We start from the raw sequence: 15,829 nt of genomic DNA, 5'->3' as shown, positions 1-15,829 counted from the left end.
ACATCCCCGCACTTCATCTGGGTTTAGCTTTACGCTTGCGGCTTGAAGCTTGAGGCTGCTCTTTGCAGCTTGCAGCTTGCAGCTTGCGTTTACGATTTTGCGCTGTTGGTCCGCGCGGCCGACGGTTAGCATGCTGGCACATGCAATCAAGGAGAGGCCCCATGCTCAACATCGCCATCGTCGCCGGCAGCAGCCGCAGTAACAGTCAGACATCCAAGGTCGCGCGCTTCATGCGCCAAAGTCTGATCAACCAGCACGGACTCGATGCGGCCGCCGTATCGGTCATAGACCTGGGATCCTATCCCCTGCCAATGTGGCCTGCGGAGGACGAAGGCCCCTGGGGCATGTTCGAGAAGCAACTGTCCAAGGCCGACGCCCTGGTGATCCTCGCCCCCGAGTGGCACGGCATGGCCTGCCCGGCGATCAAGAACTTCTTTCTGTTCGCGACCAAGGCCCAATTGGCACACAAACCGGCCATGCTCGGCGGTATCTCGGCAGGCATAGGCGGCGCTTATCCGATCAGCGAACTGCGCGCCTCCAGCTACAAGAATTGCCGTTTGTGCTACATACCCGAGCACCTGATAGTGCGTAACGTGGAAAAGGTCATGAACATGCCCGAGCCAGTCTCGGAAGACGACCGCAAGATACGCGATCGCATGCAATACAACCTGGATATTCTGCTGCGCTACGCCCAGGCCCTGAAGCCCGTGCGCGGCGAGATAGATATGACCAATGCCGACTTCGCCAACGGTATGTAACCCGCATCAGGTCCGTGCGACCCACGAACGGGCCACCCCTTACTAAGGTCTAATGGCCGCTAGCCGGGTCACCGGATTGCCGCCTGCGCATGGCCGAGGCGTCAAGATCAAGCCTTTTACCATCCCGCTGAAAAGCGCCAACTCCCTCGAACATGTCCGTCATATGACAGTTCGACGAATGTCTTACAGAGTCCCTCCTGCTTAAGTGCTTTATTTGATCCGCGCCCGGCAAGCACCGGCCTGCAAATGATCACACCAGGAGAATAATAATGACGCATGTGAAAACCAACACCCTGGCCGCAGCTGTGGCCCTTGCCCTTATTGCGCCACTGGCCGGCACCGCAAATGCTGCTGGCTTCACCGACGATGCCACGGCGTCCCTGCAACTGCGCAACTTCTACTTCAACCGCGATTTTCGCTCCACTCCCCCAGGCGGCCGGTCCAAGGCTGAAGAGTGGGCGCAGGGCTTCATCTTCCGCGCAGCTTCGGGATACACCCCCGGCGCAGTGGGTTTCGGTCTGGACGTATACGCCGCCACCGGCGTAAAGCTCTACTCTGAAGACGACACAGCAGGCACCGGCTTGCTGCCCAACGCCTTCGGCGATGAAGGCCCCGACAGCTACGGCCATGCTTCAGCTACGGCCAAGGCCAAAATCTCCAATACCGTACTACGCCTTGGCAATCTGGTGCCCGCCATCCCGATCGCCCAGGCCAGCGACATTCGCCTGTTACCGCAAACCTATACCGGCGGCGCACTGAGCATCGACGAAATAGACAACCTGAACGTGCAACTGGGTCAGCTGCGTGAGGTCAATTACCGCGGCAGTACCAACCGTGAAGATATCGGCGCAACCGTAGGCGGCACCTCCGACCAGTTCAACTTCATCGGCGGCACCTACAAGTTCACCCAGAGCGATACCTCCCTGGGCCTGTGGCGTGGCGAGCTGGATGACGTATACGAACAGAACATGATCAACGTACTCCAGGGCCTCACAGTCGGTGACTGGAAGCTTGGCGCCAACCTGGCCTATTTCGACACCAGTGACAGCGGCAATCAGCCACTGAACATCGATCACAACATGAAATCCCTGCTCCTCTCAGCAGGCACCGGCCCACACACATTCCGCCTGGGCTATCAGCACAGCGACGGCGACACGGCCTTCCCCTACCTGGCCGAAAACAACCCCTACATCGCCAACTACATCCAGATCCTGGACTTCGCCCGGGCCGACGAAAAGTCCTGGCAGGCCCGTTACGACCTGGATTTTGCAGCCTACGGCATCCCCGGCCTCAAAGGCCTGGTGCGCTACGTCAGTGGCGACAACATCGACCTGGGTGCAGCCGGGACTGGCGAAGAGTGGGAGCGCGACATCGACTTCGTCTACACCATCCAGTCCGGCCCCTTCAAGAACGTAGCCCTGCAATGGCGTAACGCGATGGTCCGTTCCGACGTGGCAGGCGACATCGACGAAAACCGCCTGATCGTGAATTACACCATTCCTTTGATGTAATTGGTTGATCGTATTGGTGGAGCCCGAGCTGATGTTCGGGCTTTTTGTTTGTCCTGGTTGGTTGCTTGGCATTGGATCGGTGTGGTGCCGATTCCGACCTGCCCCGTTCCAGGACACGCTACTAGCCATCCCTGGGGCTCGTCATCGCACATCCCTGTGCTCTGACGGTCCTGGAACGGGCCAGGTCAAAATCGACAAACAAACTCCGTGCCGCCTGAATGAGAGTGCTTGAGCAATTGAGCGCATCCAAGAACTCTTTTTACTGCAGCGTACTCCACGCCATCCGGGTGTCGGCGGCGGTTGACCTATGCACGACCGTCGGCGCACAGGGATGTGCAACGTCGAGCTTCCAGGGACGGCTTGTAGCGTGTCGGGCATAGGTCAACCGCCACCGGCACCCATGCACCCACTACCAGGACCGGGTTTGAAATCAGGCACGATCATCGGCACCCATACACAGGCTATAAAACAGATCAGTCTTCCGCAGTAGCCCCAATCTTGTGAATAGCCAAGTCAGCACCCATGAACTCGTCCTCCTCACTCAGCCGAATACCCGTGATCGCCTTGATCACACCGTAAACCAGCACACCACCAGCCAGAGCAAAAACAGCACCTGCCAGAGAACCGACAACCTGCGACATCAGACTGACACCACCCAGACCGCCCAGCGCCTGCGCACCAAAAATGCCCGCCGCAATACCACCCCAGACCCCACATAGACCGTGCAGAGGCCATACACCCAACACATCGTCAATCTTCAGATGATTTTGGGTCAGAATAAATGCCCACACAAATAAACCACCGGCAACCGCACCAGTAGCAAGAGCACCAATCGGGTGCATCAGATCGGAGCCCGCACAGACCGCAACCAGACCGGCCAGAGGACCGTTGTGCAAAAAGCCCGGGTCAAAACGACCCACCGCCAGCGCCGCCAACGTACCGCCAACCATCGCCATCAAGGAATTGACCGCCACCAGACCACTTATGCCATCCAGCGTCTGGGCCGACATCACGTTGAAACCGAACCACCCAATGGTCAGAATCCAGGCGCCCAGGGCCAGGAACGGAATGTTCGATGGCGGCATCGCAATCACATGGCCATCGCGATAACGACCACGGCGTGCACCCAGCATCAGCACAGCGCCCAACGCCAGCCAGCCACCCACCGCATGCACTACAACTGAACCGGCAAAATCATGGAAAGGCGCGCCAAAAGCCCCCTCCATCCAGTCTTGCACACCGTAGTTGCCGTTCCAGACCAGACCCTCGAAGAAAGGGTAGATCAGGCCAACAATCAACAGCGAAGCCACGAGTTGCGGAGCAAAGCGGGCACGCTCGGCGATACCGCCAGAAATGATCGCCGGGATAGCCGCAGCAAAAGTCATCAGAAAGAAAAACTTCACCAACGAGTAACCATTCTGCTCCGTGAGTGCCTCGGCACCGTGGAAGAAAGTCACACCGTAAGCGATCCAATAGCCTATAAAGAAATAGGCAATACCCGAAATCGCGAAGTCGCTGATAATCTTGGATAACGCGTTTACCTGATTCTTCTGCCGTACCGTACCCACTTCCAGAAACGCGAAGCCGGCATGCATGGCCAGAACCATGACCGCACCCATCAGAAGAAACATCGTGTTTGCGCCGTGCATCAGTGTTTCCACCGCGCTGTGCAGGTTTTCCATTATCTGAGCCTCTTTTCGAGAAACGCACCAGATAAACGCACAGAACACATGAAATGATCATCATTGGTGCAAATTGCACACGAGTTCAAAACAAGGCGATCTGGCGAAATTTCTATCTGCTGCATTTTTCTCTTTTTATTCAGTTAGTTGAAAAGGGTGTAAGTCCGGGCTCTGGCACTTCGGCACCAATGGAGTGCGAAACCCGTGCCCGGGCTCACCACAGCAGTGCAATTGACGTACCAGAACGCAGTAGAATGCACCTTTCAGCAACAACAGACGTGCCCAAAAAGGGGCCGGCACAACCGGAAATATCACCTGCCCAGCAGCAAAACCAGTCTCTGGCTATAATCTTGCATACTGGGTTGCCGCTTATCCCTGTTAATGGAGTTTCCTGTGTTCAATGGTCAACCACTGCCTTTCTTTCAGCCACTGATCGATACCGCCACCGGGCGAATAGCCGGGTACGAAGCACTGGCCCGACTCAAGGATGACCAGGGGCAGATAGTGAGCGCAGGTCCGCTGTTTACCGATCCCAGCGTTGATCCCGTAGACCTGCTGGAACTGGATCGCACCATTCGACGTCAGGCATTCGAGGCCTTCCGCGACAACCCGGCCGGGTTTATCAGCGTCAACATCTCTCCTCTATGGGTCAGCCAGCTGGTACCCGGCGAGCCACTGCCCAGTCTGGAGCTGCTCAAGGAGATTGGTCTGCCGCCCGAACAGGTCGTGTTCGAGATAACCGAACTGCAGGGCAATATCCAGGATCTGAGCGACGCCGTAAGACGCTACCGGGAAGCCGGCATTCGCATCGCGATTGACGACTTTGGTGCAGGCTCCTCCATGCTGGATCGAGTGCTGGCCCTGGAGCCGGACATTCTGAAACTGGACATACAATTGTTTCGCCGCGCAGCCAGCGGCAAGGGCAACAGCGGCGATTTTGTCAAAGCCCTGGCATTGATGGCCGAGAAAAGCGGCTGCTGGATTATTGCCGAAGGCGTGGAGACAGAGCAGGAACTGCATTTTGCCCTGGAATGCGGCGCACGTTATGTGCAGGGATACCTGTTCGCACGCCCCGCAGAGAACTTCCTGCCTGCTGACGCAGTGCAGGCCGAGTTCGCGCGTATGCGTGACGATTACGCCCGCAGCAAACTGGCCGAGCGGGAAAAACTCGCCGAGCTGCGTGGCACCCTGGGCAACCTGTTCGCCGAGCTCGTGCAATGGTTGGCCAAGGGTGGAGACCCGGCAGATCTGCCCTCACCCGCACAATATCCCTGGCTGCTGCGCTGCTTTCTTTGCGATGCACATGGCACCCAGATATCGCCGAACTATGAATGGACCGAGAAACGCTGGCAGCCTGATGCTCGGTTTCTGGATCACAACTGGTCCTGGCGCCCCTATTTCTACCAGATACTCTCCGAAGCCGGTCAGGGCAGTCGCATTATTCTGTCCAGCCGCTACCGAGATGCGACCAGCAATCAGTATTGCATCACCTCGGGTCTGTTCATCGACGACAGCCGGCACCTGCTGCTTGTGGATATCGATACCTCACGCATCTGAACGCTGCTGGCGCCGCGTAACAGGCAGTAACACATCGACCTCAAGGCCGCCCAGGGACGATTCCTGCAGTTCCAGGCGGCCCTGATAGACCTCAACCAGATCGGTGACGATGGCCAGGCCGATGCCGTCGCCTTCTGCGCTCTGGTCCAGTCTGTGACCGCGGCGCAGGATGGCAGAACGCTCATGCTCCGCCACACCCGGACCGTCGTCGGCAATGCGCAAGACCAACCCCTCAGAGTTCATATCCGCGCTCAGTACCACAGTGCGTCTCGCCCATTTGCAGGCATTGTCCAGCAGGTTGCCCAGCAGCTCGAGCATATCCTCTCGCTCAAAGGGCCACTCTGCCTGCGCGGCCTCTCCGAGCCGCGTTTCCAGCTGCAGGTCATTGCCGTGAATGCTGCGCAGCGAATCCAGTAGCCAGGGCAGGTCCTCCGCAGCACTGAAACGCTGGCTTGCCTGGCTTTCGGGCGCCAGGCGCGCGCGCTGAAGAGCTCGATCCATCTGGTTGCGGATGGCTGTCAGCTGTACACCAATGCCCGCAAGCGTGTCGCTCCCAGGGTCCGCGGTTGCCTGCTGCAAAAGCGCAGTGGCAACCGCCAAGGGGGTTTTCAGGGCGTGTCCAAGATCTGCCTGGCCGCCCCGCGAGCGCTGAATTATCTGCTCTATCTGGCGGCCCAGGTGATTGATCTCGCTGACCAGCGGCTCCAGCTCCTCCGGCACATCCGACCCCAACTCCAGACGCTTGCCCACATGCCACTCGGCCAACTCCCTGCGGATGCGGCGCAGTGGCTGAAACGCCCGATTCAGCACCCAGCGCTGCACCAGCAACGCCACACCTATGGTGAGCAGACCCAGAGCCCATATAGCCCAACGCGCCTGGTCAAAAGCCCGCAGCAGCGGCAGATAATCGGTGGCCACACTGATATCAACCGCCTGGCCGCTGACTTCGTAGCGCCCCGACCAGACCAGCAATTGCTGATCATCCGGACCGGCCACCAGCGTATTGTGCAGACCGTCCGCATCCAGCGGCAGCCGCGCATCCCAGAGCGAGCGTGAGCGCCAGCGTTCACCAGCATCAATAACGAAATAGCGCCCCGAATAGGGCCGGTCGTAGTCAGGATCGACCCGCGCGCGATCAAGATACAGACCCTCCGGCCCCGGAGTGATCGCCGCCAGCAGGCTATCGGTTTCAACCTGCAGTGAACGCGCCAGATAGTCCCGCAGTGCCTGGTCGAACAACCAGACACTGCCCTGCCCGACCAGCACCACAGTCAACAGAAGAATGGCGACCAGCCCCAGACCGAGTTGGCGGCCGATACTGCTCAAGGCTGCAATCCGACAAAGATATAGCCCTGCCCACGGCGCGTAACAATAACCTCGCGGCCCAGTTTGCTGCGCAGGTGGTTGATCTGCACCTCGATCACGTTGGAATCACGCTCACTCTCGTATTCGTAGAGATGCTCGGCCAGCCGGCCCTTGGATAATACCTGGCCGGCGTGCAGCATGAAGTAGCGCAGTAGCTTGAATTGCGTAGCGGAGAGCTCTATCGACACAGACCCCGCCGGTGCGGCGGCATGGATAAAGGTGACTTCCTGGCGCGTCTCGTCCAGGGCCAGCCCCCTGGCCTGGATTACGGCACCGGGCTCATGGCCGTGGCTGCGCCGCAGCAGGTTCTGCGCGCGCAACACCAGCTCCTCGGGGTTGAAAGGCTTGGTAAGGTAGTCATCTGCGCCAGCGCGCAGCCCCTCGACCCGCTCGCTCCAATTGCTCCGCGCAGTCAGCACCAATACCGGCAAACTGATCCGTGCGGCCCGCCAGCGGCGTAACACCTCAAGCCCATCCATACCCGGCAGGCCCAGATCCAGTACGCAAAGATCGTAGGGTTCCTGCTCCCCCAGCAGCAACGCATCTCGCCCGTCTGCGCGCCAGTCGACGGCGAAGCCCGCCTGCTTGAGCACCGTACACAGGCTGTCTGCCAGGGCCACAGAATCCTCCACCAGCAACACGCGCATCAATCGTCCTCTTCCACATCAAGCAACTTGCCGGTGACCGCATCATATTCCAGCTCCAGTACGATGCCGCTGCGCGTGACTATTTCCAGCTCATAAACATATCGGCCGTCATCCCATTCCAGCTCGACTTCCAGCAGGCGCCCGGGAAAACGTTCCTGCGCATCATCGATAAAGCGTTGCAATGGCAGAACAACCTCCTGTTCCACCAGCCGGAGCGCCTCATCCTGATCAATATCACGTCCGGCCTGCAGCCCGGAGGTGAAAGCCAGCATGACGATTATCGGGGACCAACGCAGAAAGCCGCGCAAGGCGGCTTTCCCTCCCGACCAACGAGATTCAGTCATCCTGGTCAATCTTGAGCACTTCGGCATTGCTCGCATCTATGTCAATATCCCACTCAACGCCCTGGGCATCACGAATTTCGACTTCGTACACATATTTGCCGGCAGTTTCTTCCAGCTCCGTGCCCGTGATGGTACCGGCACGCGCCGCAAGCGCTGCTTCATTCAGCTTCTCGAAGGACTGAATGGTACCCTTGCTGACAAGAGCCTGGGCTTCATCGATACGCACATCATCGGCGAAGGCACTGGCAGTGCCAAGGGTAAGAATCGTAGTACAGGTAAGGGCAACAAGTTTTTTCATGTTTAAAGTCTCCGTTGTTTGAGTACGCTTGTATCCTAGAACACCAAACTGAAGCCAAACTTAAAAAGGCACCAAGCCGCATAGAATGGCTTGCCGGTAAGGACACTGCATGACCGCAATTCACATACCCAGGCCCGCGCTGACTTTGCGCGCCGGCAGCCAGGCCCTCGAGCATATCCGTGAAAACGGGCTGCAGCCGGCCGACGTACACATGATCCCCGGTGCGGCTGGCGGGCCCAAGGCGTTAGGCATTCAGGGTCTGGACATTGCGCTGTTTGGCGACTGGCTACCACGGGCGCAGCAGCCACGCAGCCTGATCGGGGCCTCGATTGGCAGCTGGCGCTTCGCCAGTGCCTGCCTGCCGGACCCGGTGGCCGGGCTGCGCAATCTGGGCGAGCTGTATACCTCTCAGCGCTTTCCCAAGGGCATCACCGTCAGCGAAATCAGCCGCTGTTGCGCCATCATGCTTGATGATCTGCTCGGCGAGCAGGCCGAGAGCATTCTCGCCAACCCGCTGTATCAGCTGAATATCGTAGTGGTGAAAAGCCTTGGCCTGATGCGCCACGACACCCGCTCCCGTCTGGGCCTCGGCCTGGGAGGGGTGATTGGCGCCAACCTTCTGAGCAGAAGGCATCTGAAGCGGTTTTTTGAGCGGGTCATCCTGCATGACCCACGCCAGCGCCCACCGCTCGCCGACTTCAGTGATTTTGTCAGCAGCCATATCAGCCTTACCGCGGAAAACCTGCGCCCAGCCCTGCTTGCCTCCGGTTCGATTCCCATGGTGATGGAGGCCGTGCGCGACATCCCCGGCGCCAGCGAGGGTGTGTACCGCGACGGCGGCCTGCTCGACTATCATCTCGACCTGCCCTATCAGGCACCCGGCGTGGTGCTCTATCCGCACTTTGTCGATCGGGTGGTACCGGGCTGGTTCGACAAGACCCTGCCCTGGCGAAGGGGTGATCTGCAGCAATTGAAAAGCGTGCTGCTCCTCGCCCCCTCGCGGGACTATCTCGCCAGCCTGCCCTACGGCAAGCTGCCGGACCGCAAGGATTTCACACGCTTTGTGGGCAGAGATGTAGAGCGGGAAGCCTACTGGCGCAAGGCAATGGCCGAGAGCGAACGTCTCGGTGATGAGTTTCTCGAGCTAACCGAATCAGGACGTCTGATTGACCGCCTGCAACCGCTCTAGCGGCCCCCTGCGCTGATGCGCCAGCTTATTGCGCTACCAGCGCCGAGCCGTCATGCCCTGGACGATGCGCTGATCCTGCTGCGCCTGGCCATCGCTTACGCAGGCCTGGCTGCCATCAGCCACTGGGGCGCGGGTCAGATCATGCAACGCCTGGGGCATTATCTGCACATCGATACCCAGTTTCTGCTGCTCGACGCCCTGTTCAGCGCTTTATTGATGCTCGGCAGCCTAGGAATCGCCTGGCTACTGCAACAACGGGCGTCACTGACTTGGCTGGTGGGTCGCGGATTCAGCCCGGCCGGCCTGATTCCGGCGCTTCTGCTGGCCGCCATCATGGTCTTGATCGCTAATCCACTGGCCGACTGGCTGGATTTCAGGCTGACGCCGCCGGACCTGCTGCCCCGTGATCCCGCGCAGCCGCAGGCACTGACACCCTTGCTCGATCTCGAGGCCTGGCGACTGCTGGGCGCCCTGGGTCTGGCGATACTCTGGGTCCCGCTGGCTGAGGAAGTGATCTTCCGGGGCTGGTTATTCAAGGCCTTGCAACGCACACGCCCCGGCCTATGGGTGGCACTGCCGGCCAGCACGCTGATATTCGCGATACTGCACAGTTTCTACAGTGCCGGTGGCGTGGTGGTTATTGCGCTGCTGGGCGCGGGCCTGGGGTGGCTGCGCTGGAAATACGATCAACTCTGGCTGTGCGTGGTAGCCCACGCCGCCTATAACGGACTTACCCTGCTGATGGTCGCCCTCGGGTGATCAGCGCAATACGCGCCGCGCGCCCTTGAAGGTGCGCTGCCAGTAGCTGGCCTGCAATTCATCGATGCGCACCTTGCCGCCACTGCTGGGCGCATGCAGAAAACGCCCCTCGCCCACGTAGATACCGGCGTGATCGACACTTCGGCCGCTCATGGCAAACAGCACCAGATCACCGGGAATCAGATCCTGGGCAGGTGCCTTGTCCTTCAGTGCAGTCAGACCCGCTGTGGTGCGCGGCAAACTGACGCCAGCTGCCTCACGGTACACGTAGTTGATCAGACCGCTGCAGTCGAAACCGGTGGCCGGTGAGCTGCCGCCCCAGCGATAGGGGGTGCCGATCAGACTGAAGGCGCGGAAGATGACTTCATTATTGGTGGGCGAAACCGGACTGGCGGTACCCGAATCTATCAGCGACTGTGTACCGGAATTCATCCCGGCAAAGCCCGCATCGGTCTGATCAGGGGTGCCGGCACACCCGACGAGGGTTGCCAGCAGGCATGGAATGATCAGGAATTTCAAGGGCATGCGTCAGTCTCGTGAGAATCTTTAGAGTGTCTGTATTGCGCAACAGTGCCCGCGGTTGGCCCTCAGGTCAAGCATGACGGTGCTTTCAGTGATTAACGGTGTAGGCCAGCATCATGGAAAGCTGGCACATCGGGCGGCCGCTATCGGCATGCAATTGATTGAAAAAAGCCTGTGTTGCCGCCAGGTCCCGCTGACTGGTCGGCGACTTGTCAACTACCCCACGGGCCTTGAGCGCAGCAGCCACATCACCGGTAACCACGAAGCTATCCTTGCCCATCATGCGCAAAAATCGCGGGGAGGACAGACCGCCAAGCTGGTTCCCCTGGCGCTGCAGCAGACGCCACAGACCGGTAATATCGGTCACTGGCCAGTCTGCTATGAGTTTGCCCATGCTGCCGTACTCAGTGCGCATGTCGATGACCATCTGCGCATTGCGCGGCACACTGCGCAATTTGCCCAGGTGGCGAATCAATCGCTTGTCCTGCATCAGACGTTCAATGTGCTCGCCACCCATCAGCACTACCTTGTCCGGGTCGAAGCCGAAAAAAGCCTGCTCGAAAGCCGGCCACTTGGCATCCACCAGGCTGTGCTTGAGCCCCGCACGAAACACCCTCAACGCCAACGTCGACAGATAGCGGTCATCGGCAATACCGCGCAGGGTCTTGGCATCACGCGGTGTCGGCAGATTGGCTTCCAGCGCAGTCCGCGAACCGAACCGGTTCAGGCAGTATTCTTCGAGCTGTCTATAGGGTTGCACTGAAGGCTCCACACAATGGGTTTAGGCGTTCAAAGGTTCATCACATTGAGAAAACGCGGCGTGGCCTGTTCATCGATCTTCAGGCTGGCAAAATCGAACAGCTGGCCATCAGCCAACTGCGAAGGATGCACATGGCGCAGGGAGCGGAAAATGCTTTCGATGCGGCCGGGATTCTCGCGCTCCCAGCCCTGCAGCATTTCCTTGATCACCTTGCGCTGCAGGTTCTCCTGGGAACCGCACAAATTGCAGGGAATGATCGGAAAGTCCTGCAAACGGGCGTAGGCGGCAATGTCTTTTTCGCTGCAGAATGCCAGCGGACGTATCACCACATTGCGGCCGTCATCGGACAATAGCTTGGGCGGCATCGCCTTGAGGCTGCCGCCATGGAACATGTTCAGAAAGAAGGTTTCAACAATGTCATCACGGTGGTGCCCCAACGCCAGGCGATTGGCACCGATCTCGTCGGCAAAGGTATACAGATTGCCGCGACGCAGGCGTGAGCACAAAGAGCAGGTAGTCTTGCCCTCCGGCACTTTCTCCATGACGATCGAATAGGTATCGCGTTCGAGGATATGGTAGGCAACACCAAGCTCTTTCAGATACGCCGGCAGTACCTCCTCCGGGAACCCTGGCTGCTTCTGGTCAAGATTCACCGCAACCAGCTCGAAGCGAATCGGCGCAACACGTTGCAGGTGCAAAAGCATGTCCAGCAGCGTGTAGCTGTCTTTTCCTCCTGAAAGGCAGACCATGACCTTGTCGCCGTCCTCTATCATCGCGTATTCGGTGACCGCTTCGGCGGTAAGTCGACGCAGGCGCTTCTGCAACTTGTTCTGGCTGACACTCAGGCTCATGGTGGAAAGTCCGGATGCGAAAAATCGCTATGGTAACCGCAAACTGCATCCTGAAAAAACAAAACCCCCTGCCGGCCAGTTGGCCGACAAGGGGCAATGCCCGAATGCAAAGCGCGCTCCAGATGAAGCCTGGCTAGCGCGCTTGCGGATTAGCGCAGGTAAACCGGACCCACTCCCATACCCCAGAAAATGACTGACGTTGCCATCATGGCGACCAGTACAACCAGGCCCACGGCAAGAATGGAACTGGAAAACATGAAGCCCTCTTCACTGGAAATGCCCATGAAGATCGGTATGCCCTGATAAAGCAGGTAAACGGTGTAGCAGACTGCCGCAGTACCCACCAACATCCCCAGCCACAGACTTGGATAAAGTGCAGCAATACCGGCCAGGAACAGAGGCGTAGCAGTGTAGGCAGCGAAGACGACGCAATCGGATAGCGACGGACTGGAGTCATAGGTACGCGCCATCCAGTGAATGAAGGCGCCCATTACGGCCACACCTACAAGCATGGCCAGGTACGACAGAACGGTCATCTGCAGCGCGCTGGTGGTGGTCAACCGCACCGCATCAGCACTACCGATGGCCCAGCCGGTCTGAGTGGTACCAATATAAGCGGAAATCGCAGGTATGGCGGCAAGCAGAAGTACATGGGTGAGATACATATGGCCGATGGATTCTTCTTCACCCTTGATTTCGCGCCATTCCTGGTCGGGATGGGTAAATAGCCCAACTACGTGGTGGATCATGGTCTGGTCTCCAGAATTTTTATTCATTCCCGTGGTCCTGACCTGACGGCCGGCAACGGGTGTACGGGCGCGACGCTTTGTCGCATTCCCTTGTACTTGACTATAGTCAAAAACACATTCCAAGTACGCTTTCTGCTTAGAGTGATTAGCGACTTCAGGGCTTGCCGTAATAGCGTTGGAGTATTAGCAATGCCTGATTGACGTCCTGAACCCGATCAGTACTGCCGCCCCTGTCAGGATGATGCTGACTCATTAGCTCCCTGTAACGCTGTTTGATCCGCCGCGCATCAACAGGCTCCCGAAGTTCGAAAACCTCCAGTGCGGCGCTGACTTCCTGCCGACTTACTCCCGCGCCACCCTGGCTGAAGCCCTTGAGTAAGCGCTCCACATCCTCACCCTGGGTGGTCAGCCACTGCTCCCAATCCAGATAGTAACTGCGCAGCGGATCAGCCTCGCGCAACAGCGTGCGCTGCTCTGCTACCTGCCCACGGGGCAACATGCGGATACTCAATGCATGCACCTGCAGCTCCAGCCCCTGCTCAGTCAGTCTGTCAGAAAGCCTGTAGAGGGCATGAAACAACAGAAAATGCGTCTGAAAAAGCGTCAGGGGATCGCGTAGCGCACCCGGCTCGGCAAAAAGCGTATCGGGAAAATGCGCGGCGAGCACCTTGATCAGCGAAAACTCGTCAATCCCACCCGGCGCATCAGCCAGGCAGGAAAGCACAAAACGATCAAAGTCTGCTGGAAGCAGATCATCGGGGTTGGGTCGGTTCATGGGGCCAGTCTAGCAAACACCACGTATTGCAACCTGTCTGTCATCTGATTGGCGTATTACTGACTCACCGTCAATTTTCAGGGAACACCTTACAATGAACAGATGGATAATGACCGCCGGCGCCGCCGCGATGGTTGCCAGCCTGGCAGCCTGCAACTCCGATAGCGATGACGATCAGGCCGCAGCACCCGAAACGCCGCCCGCCGCCGTGACCCCGGACAGCGTAGCGCTGAGCCTGCTGGGCCGCTACGAGTCGGGCGAGTTCGACGTGAGCGCCGCAGAAATCCCGGCCTTCGATCCGGTCAATCGGCAGATCTTTGTGGTCAACGCGCGCAAGGGTGCCGTTGACGTGCTGGATACATCCGACGCAGCCAACCCCACGCTGACAGATACCCTCACCGTTGAAAGCGTCGCACAGGGCGCAGTGGTCAACAGCATTGCCTATCGCGAAGGTTTTCTGGCTGTAGCAATTGAGGCAGCCACCAAGACCGACCCCGGATTTGTCGCGTTATTTGATGCCACCACCCTGGAGCTCCTAGGCTCAGTACCGGTCGGCGCACAGCCCGACATGCTGACCTTCACCCCGGACGGCAAGTATCTGCTGGTCGCCAACGAGGGCGAGCCCAATGACGATTACAGTGTCGATCCGGTTGGCTCGATCAGCGTCATAACCCTGGACGACCAGGGCCTGGCGCAGGTCAGCACTGCCGGCTTTACCACATTTGATGCCCAGGCCGATGCACTGCGCGCCGCAGGAGTCCGTATTTATGGTCCCGGCGCCAGCGTGTCCCAGGATCTGGAGCCGGAGTACATCACCGTATCCGAAGACAGCCAGACCGCCTGGATTGCCCTGCAGGAAAACAATGCCTTGGCCAAGCTGGACATCGCCACTGCCACCATCACCGACATTCTGCCCCTGGGCTTCAAGAACTACGGCGCTGCGGGCAACGGTATCGACGCCAGTGACGACGACGGTGTAGTAGCAATACGCACCCGCCCCGGCGTTTTCGGCATCTACCACCCTGACAGCATCAGCAGCTACAACGTGAACGGTCAGACCTACATCGTCACCGCCAACGAAGGCGATGCACGTGCCTGGGGCGAAGATGATCAGGCCTACTGGGACGGTGACGCAACCAAGGGCTTTGTTGAAGAATTCCGCGTCAAGCACCTGGTTCACGCCAGCGGTTTTGACCGTCGTCTGGGCGATGACCTGCCACCGCAACTGCGTGCCCTGGGCACAGGCGCCCTGCTTGACCCAGCAGTGTTCGCCTATTGCGGCGCCACCGCTGTTGATCCTGGCGACTGCCGCAGTGATGAAGAGCTGGGCCGCCTGAACATCACCTGGGTGGACGGCTACAAGCGCGACGCCAACGGCGATCCGCTGATGTACGACGCGACCGGCACCCAGAACGATGCAGGCACGCTGCTCATGTACGACAAGCTGTACTCCTACGGCGCCCGCTCCTTCTCCATCTGGGATGAAGATGGCGAGCTGGTATGGGACTCAGCCGATCAGTTCGAGCAGTATCTGGCCGGTGAAGAGTGCCGCGCCGCCAACGACCGCTCCATTCCCTGCAAGGATTTCTTCAACACCGGTCATGACGAAGGCGACTCCATCGACAGCCGCAGCGACGCCAAGGGCCCCGAGCCGGAAGGTGTTGTACTGGGCACCCTGGGCGAGAAGACCTTTGCCTTCATCGGTCTGGAGCGCATGGGCGGCATCATGGTCTATGACATAACCGACCCCGCAGCGCCGATCTTCGTGGACTACTACAACACCCGCGAAAACTTCCTGCTGGAGCCAGAAACCAACCTGGCCGCCGCCGGCGACCTGGGCCCAGAAGGCCTGGTATTCGTCTCCGCCGAAGACTCACCCAACGGCGAAGCGCTACTGATCGTAGGTCACGAAGTCAGCGGCACCACCACCGTGTACCAGATCGACCAGACTGTGGATTGAAGTAAGTCAAAAAAGGAAACCCGTCACCCGACGGGTTTCCATTTTTACACCACACCCAACCACACCCCCCTCGTCATTCCCGCGCACACCCCTCTAGTCATT

At 59.0% G+C, this 15,829-nt stretch carries 16 protein-coding genes; 6 read left to right on the top strand and 10 right to left on the bottom strand.

The window, feature by feature from the left end:
* The first annotated feature begins 161 nt into the window (after positions 1 to 161).
* Together FZF01_RS18325 and FZF01_RS18320 are read left to right on the top strand one after the other, a co-directional pair.
* The gene (locus FZF01_RS18325) at positions 162 to 758 is read left to right on the top strand and encodes an NADPH-dependent FMN reductase (protein ID WP_150279392.1); all 597 of its coding nucleotides are present in this window, start codon (positions 162 to 164) and stop codon (positions 756 to 758) included.
* A gap of 269 nt (positions 759 to 1,027) precedes the next feature.
* A complete protein-coding gene (locus tag FZF01_RS18320; protein WP_150279391.1) occupies positions 1,028 to 2,269 on the top strand; it encodes an OprD family porin in 1,242 nt (413 codons plus the stop codon).
* Positions 2,270 to 2,742: 473 nt separating this feature from the next.
* Here FZF01_RS18320 and FZF01_RS18315 read toward each other — a convergent pair whose 3' ends face one another.
* Positions 2,743 to 3,951, bottom strand: coding sequence for an ammonium transporter (locus FZF01_RS18315; protein WP_150279390.1), 1,209 nt, complete (start codon positions 3,949 to 3,951; stop codon positions 2,743 to 2,745).
* Positions 3,952 to 4,344: 393 nt separating this feature from the next.
* Between FZF01_RS18315 and FZF01_RS18310 the strand changes: the two genes are divergently transcribed.
* The gene (locus FZF01_RS18310; protein ID WP_223825562.1) at positions 4,345 to 5,508 is read left to right on the top strand and encodes an EAL domain-containing protein; all 1,164 of its coding nucleotides are present in this window, start codon (positions 4,345 to 4,347) and stop codon (positions 5,506 to 5,508) included.
* Here FZF01_RS18310 and FZF01_RS18305 read toward each other — a convergent pair.
* The 4 genes from FZF01_RS18305 to FZF01_RS18290 are packed head-to-tail and all read right to left on the bottom strand — an operon-like array spanning position 5,497 to position 8,162.
* Positions 5,497 to 6,834: an ATP-binding protein gene (locus FZF01_RS18305; protein WP_150279388.1), complete on the bottom strand. Its 1,338-nt coding sequence runs from the start codon at positions 6,832 to 6,834 to the stop codon at positions 5,497 to 5,499. The genes FZF01_RS18310 and FZF01_RS18305 overlap by 12 nt on opposite strands.
* Positions 6,831 to 7,520: a response regulator transcription factor gene (locus tag FZF01_RS18300; RefSeq protein WP_150279387.1), complete on the bottom strand. Its 690-nt coding sequence runs from the start codon at positions 7,518 to 7,520 to the stop codon at positions 6,831 to 6,833. The genes FZF01_RS18305 and FZF01_RS18300 overlap by 4 nt, the downstream gene beginning before the upstream one ends.
* Positions 7,520 to 7,864: a PepSY domain-containing protein gene (locus FZF01_RS18295; protein ID WP_150279386.1), complete on the bottom strand. Its 345-nt coding sequence runs from the start codon at positions 7,862 to 7,864 to the stop codon at positions 7,520 to 7,522. Before FZF01_RS18295 ends, FZF01_RS18300 begins: the two co-directional genes overlap by 1 nt.
* Complete coding sequence (locus tag FZF01_RS18290; RefSeq protein WP_150279385.1) at positions 7,857 to 8,162, bottom strand: PepSY domain-containing protein; 306 nt, start codon at positions 8,160 to 8,162, stop codon at positions 7,857 to 7,859. The genes FZF01_RS18295 and FZF01_RS18290 overlap by 8 nt, the downstream gene beginning before the upstream one ends.
* Positions 8,163 to 8,271: 109 nt before the next feature.
* Here FZF01_RS18290 and FZF01_RS18285 point away from each other — a divergent pair, with 109 nt between their 5' ends.
* Complete coding sequence (locus FZF01_RS18285; RefSeq protein WP_150279384.1) at positions 8,272 to 9,351, top strand: patatin-like phospholipase family protein; 1,080 nt, start codon at positions 8,272 to 8,274, stop codon at positions 9,349 to 9,351.
* A 15-nt stretch (positions 9,352 to 9,366) separates the two neighbouring features.
* The gene (locus tag FZF01_RS18280; RefSeq protein WP_150279383.1) at positions 9,367 to 10,110 is read left to right on the top strand and encodes a CPBP family intramembrane glutamic endopeptidase; all 744 of its coding nucleotides are present in this window, start codon (positions 9,367 to 9,369) and stop codon (positions 10,108 to 10,110) included.
* Here FZF01_RS18280 and FZF01_RS18275 read toward each other — a convergent pair whose 3' ends face one another.
* From FZF01_RS18275 to FZF01_RS18255, 5 genes are all read right to left on the bottom strand, one after another.
* Positions 10,111 to 10,635, bottom strand: a complete 525-nt coding sequence (locus FZF01_RS18275) for a C40 family peptidase (RefSeq protein WP_223825561.1) — start codon at positions 10,633 to 10,635, stop codon at positions 10,111 to 10,113.
* Positions 10,636 to 10,720: 85 nt separating this feature from the next.
* Positions 10,721 to 11,392 carry a DNA-3-methyladenine glycosylase I gene (locus tag FZF01_RS18270; protein ID WP_150279382.1) on the bottom strand — a complete coding sequence of 224 codons (672 nt, stop codon included), beginning with the start codon at positions 11,390 to 11,392 and terminating at the stop codon, positions 10,721 to 10,723.
* A 29-nt stretch (positions 11,393 to 11,421) separates the two neighbouring features.
* Positions 11,422 to 12,243, bottom strand: a complete 822-nt coding sequence (gene ttcA, locus FZF01_RS18265; RefSeq protein ID WP_150279381.1) for a tRNA 2-thiocytidine(32) synthetase TtcA — start codon at positions 12,241 to 12,243, stop codon at positions 11,422 to 11,424.
* A 149-nt stretch (positions 12,244 to 12,392) separates the two neighbouring features.
* On the bottom strand, positions 12,393 to 12,992 hold the full coding sequence (locus FZF01_RS18260; RefSeq protein WP_150279409.1) for a Yip1 family protein: 600 nt from the start codon (positions 12,990 to 12,992) through the stop codon (positions 12,393 to 12,395).
* Between the two features lie 154 nt (positions 12,993 to 13,146).
* The gene (locus FZF01_RS18255) at positions 13,147 to 13,767 is read right to left on the bottom strand and encodes a DNA-J related domain-containing protein (RefSeq protein WP_150279380.1); all 621 of its coding nucleotides are present in this window, start codon (positions 13,765 to 13,767) and stop codon (positions 13,147 to 13,149) included.
* A 94-nt stretch (positions 13,768 to 13,861) separates the two neighbouring features.
* On the opposite strand from FZF01_RS18255, the gene FZF01_RS18250 reads away from it, so the two are divergent.
* A complete protein-coding gene (locus FZF01_RS18250) occupies positions 13,862 to 15,727 on the top strand; it encodes a choice-of-anchor I family protein (RefSeq protein WP_150279379.1) in 1,866 nt (621 codons plus the stop codon).
* Positions 15,728 to 15,829 lie beyond the last annotated feature (102 nt).

The organism is Halopseudomonas salina (assembly GCF_008641105.1).
The sequence above is the reverse complement of the archived record's forward strand: the minus strand, read 5'-3'. Positions and strand labels throughout refer to the sequence as shown.

Bases quoted from the DNA above. Each gene is read 5' to 3' on its own strand.
- FZF01_RS18285 (WP_150279384.1), top strand. From the start codon at position 8,272: ATGACCGCAATTCACATACCCAGGCCCGCGCTGACTTTGCGCGCCGGC.
- FZF01_RS18320 (WP_150279391.1), top strand. From the start codon at position 1,028: ATGACGCATGTGAAAACCAACACCCTGGCCGCAGCTGTGGCCCTTGCC.
- FZF01_RS18280 (WP_150279383.1), top strand. From the start codon at position 9,367: ATGCGCCAGCTTATTGCGCTACCAGCGCCGAGCCGTCATGCCCTGGAC.
- ttcA (WP_150279381.1), bottom strand. From the start codon at position 12,243: ATGAGCCTGAGTGTCAGCCAGAACAAGTTGCAGAAGCGCCTGCGTCGA.
- FZF01_RS18260 (WP_150279409.1), bottom strand. From the start codon at position 12,992: ATGATCCACCACGTAGTTGGGCTATTTACCCATCCCGACCAGGAATGG.
- FZF01_RS18290 (WP_150279385.1), bottom strand. From the start codon at position 8,162: ATGAAAAAACTTGTTGCCCTTACCTGTACTACGATTCTTACCCTTGGC.
- FZF01_RS18250 (WP_150279379.1), top strand. From the start codon at position 13,862: ATGAACAGATGGATAATGACCGCCGGCGCCGCCGCGATGGTTGCCAGC.
- FZF01_RS18300 (WP_150279387.1), bottom strand. From the start codon at position 7,520: ATGCGCGTGTTGCTGGTGGAGGATTCTGTGGCCCTGGCAGACAGCCTG.
- FZF01_RS18325 (WP_150279392.1), top strand. From the start codon at position 162: ATGCTCAACATCGCCATCGTCGCCGGCAGCAGCCGCAGTAACAGTCAG.
- FZF01_RS18275 (WP_223825561.1), bottom strand. From the start codon at position 10,635: ATGCCCTTGAAATTCCTGATCATTCCATGCCTGCTGGCAACCCTCGTC.
- FZF01_RS18295 (WP_150279386.1), bottom strand. From the start codon at position 7,864: ATGACTGAATCTCGTTGGTCGGGAGGGAAAGCCGCCTTGCGCGGCTTT.
- FZF01_RS18255 (WP_150279380.1), bottom strand. From the start codon at position 13,767: ATGAACCGACCCAACCCCGATGATCTGCTTCCAGCAGACTTTGATCGT.
- FZF01_RS18315 (WP_150279390.1), bottom strand. From the start codon at position 3,951: ATGGAAAACCTGCACAGCGCGGTGGAAACACTGATGCACGGCGCAAAC.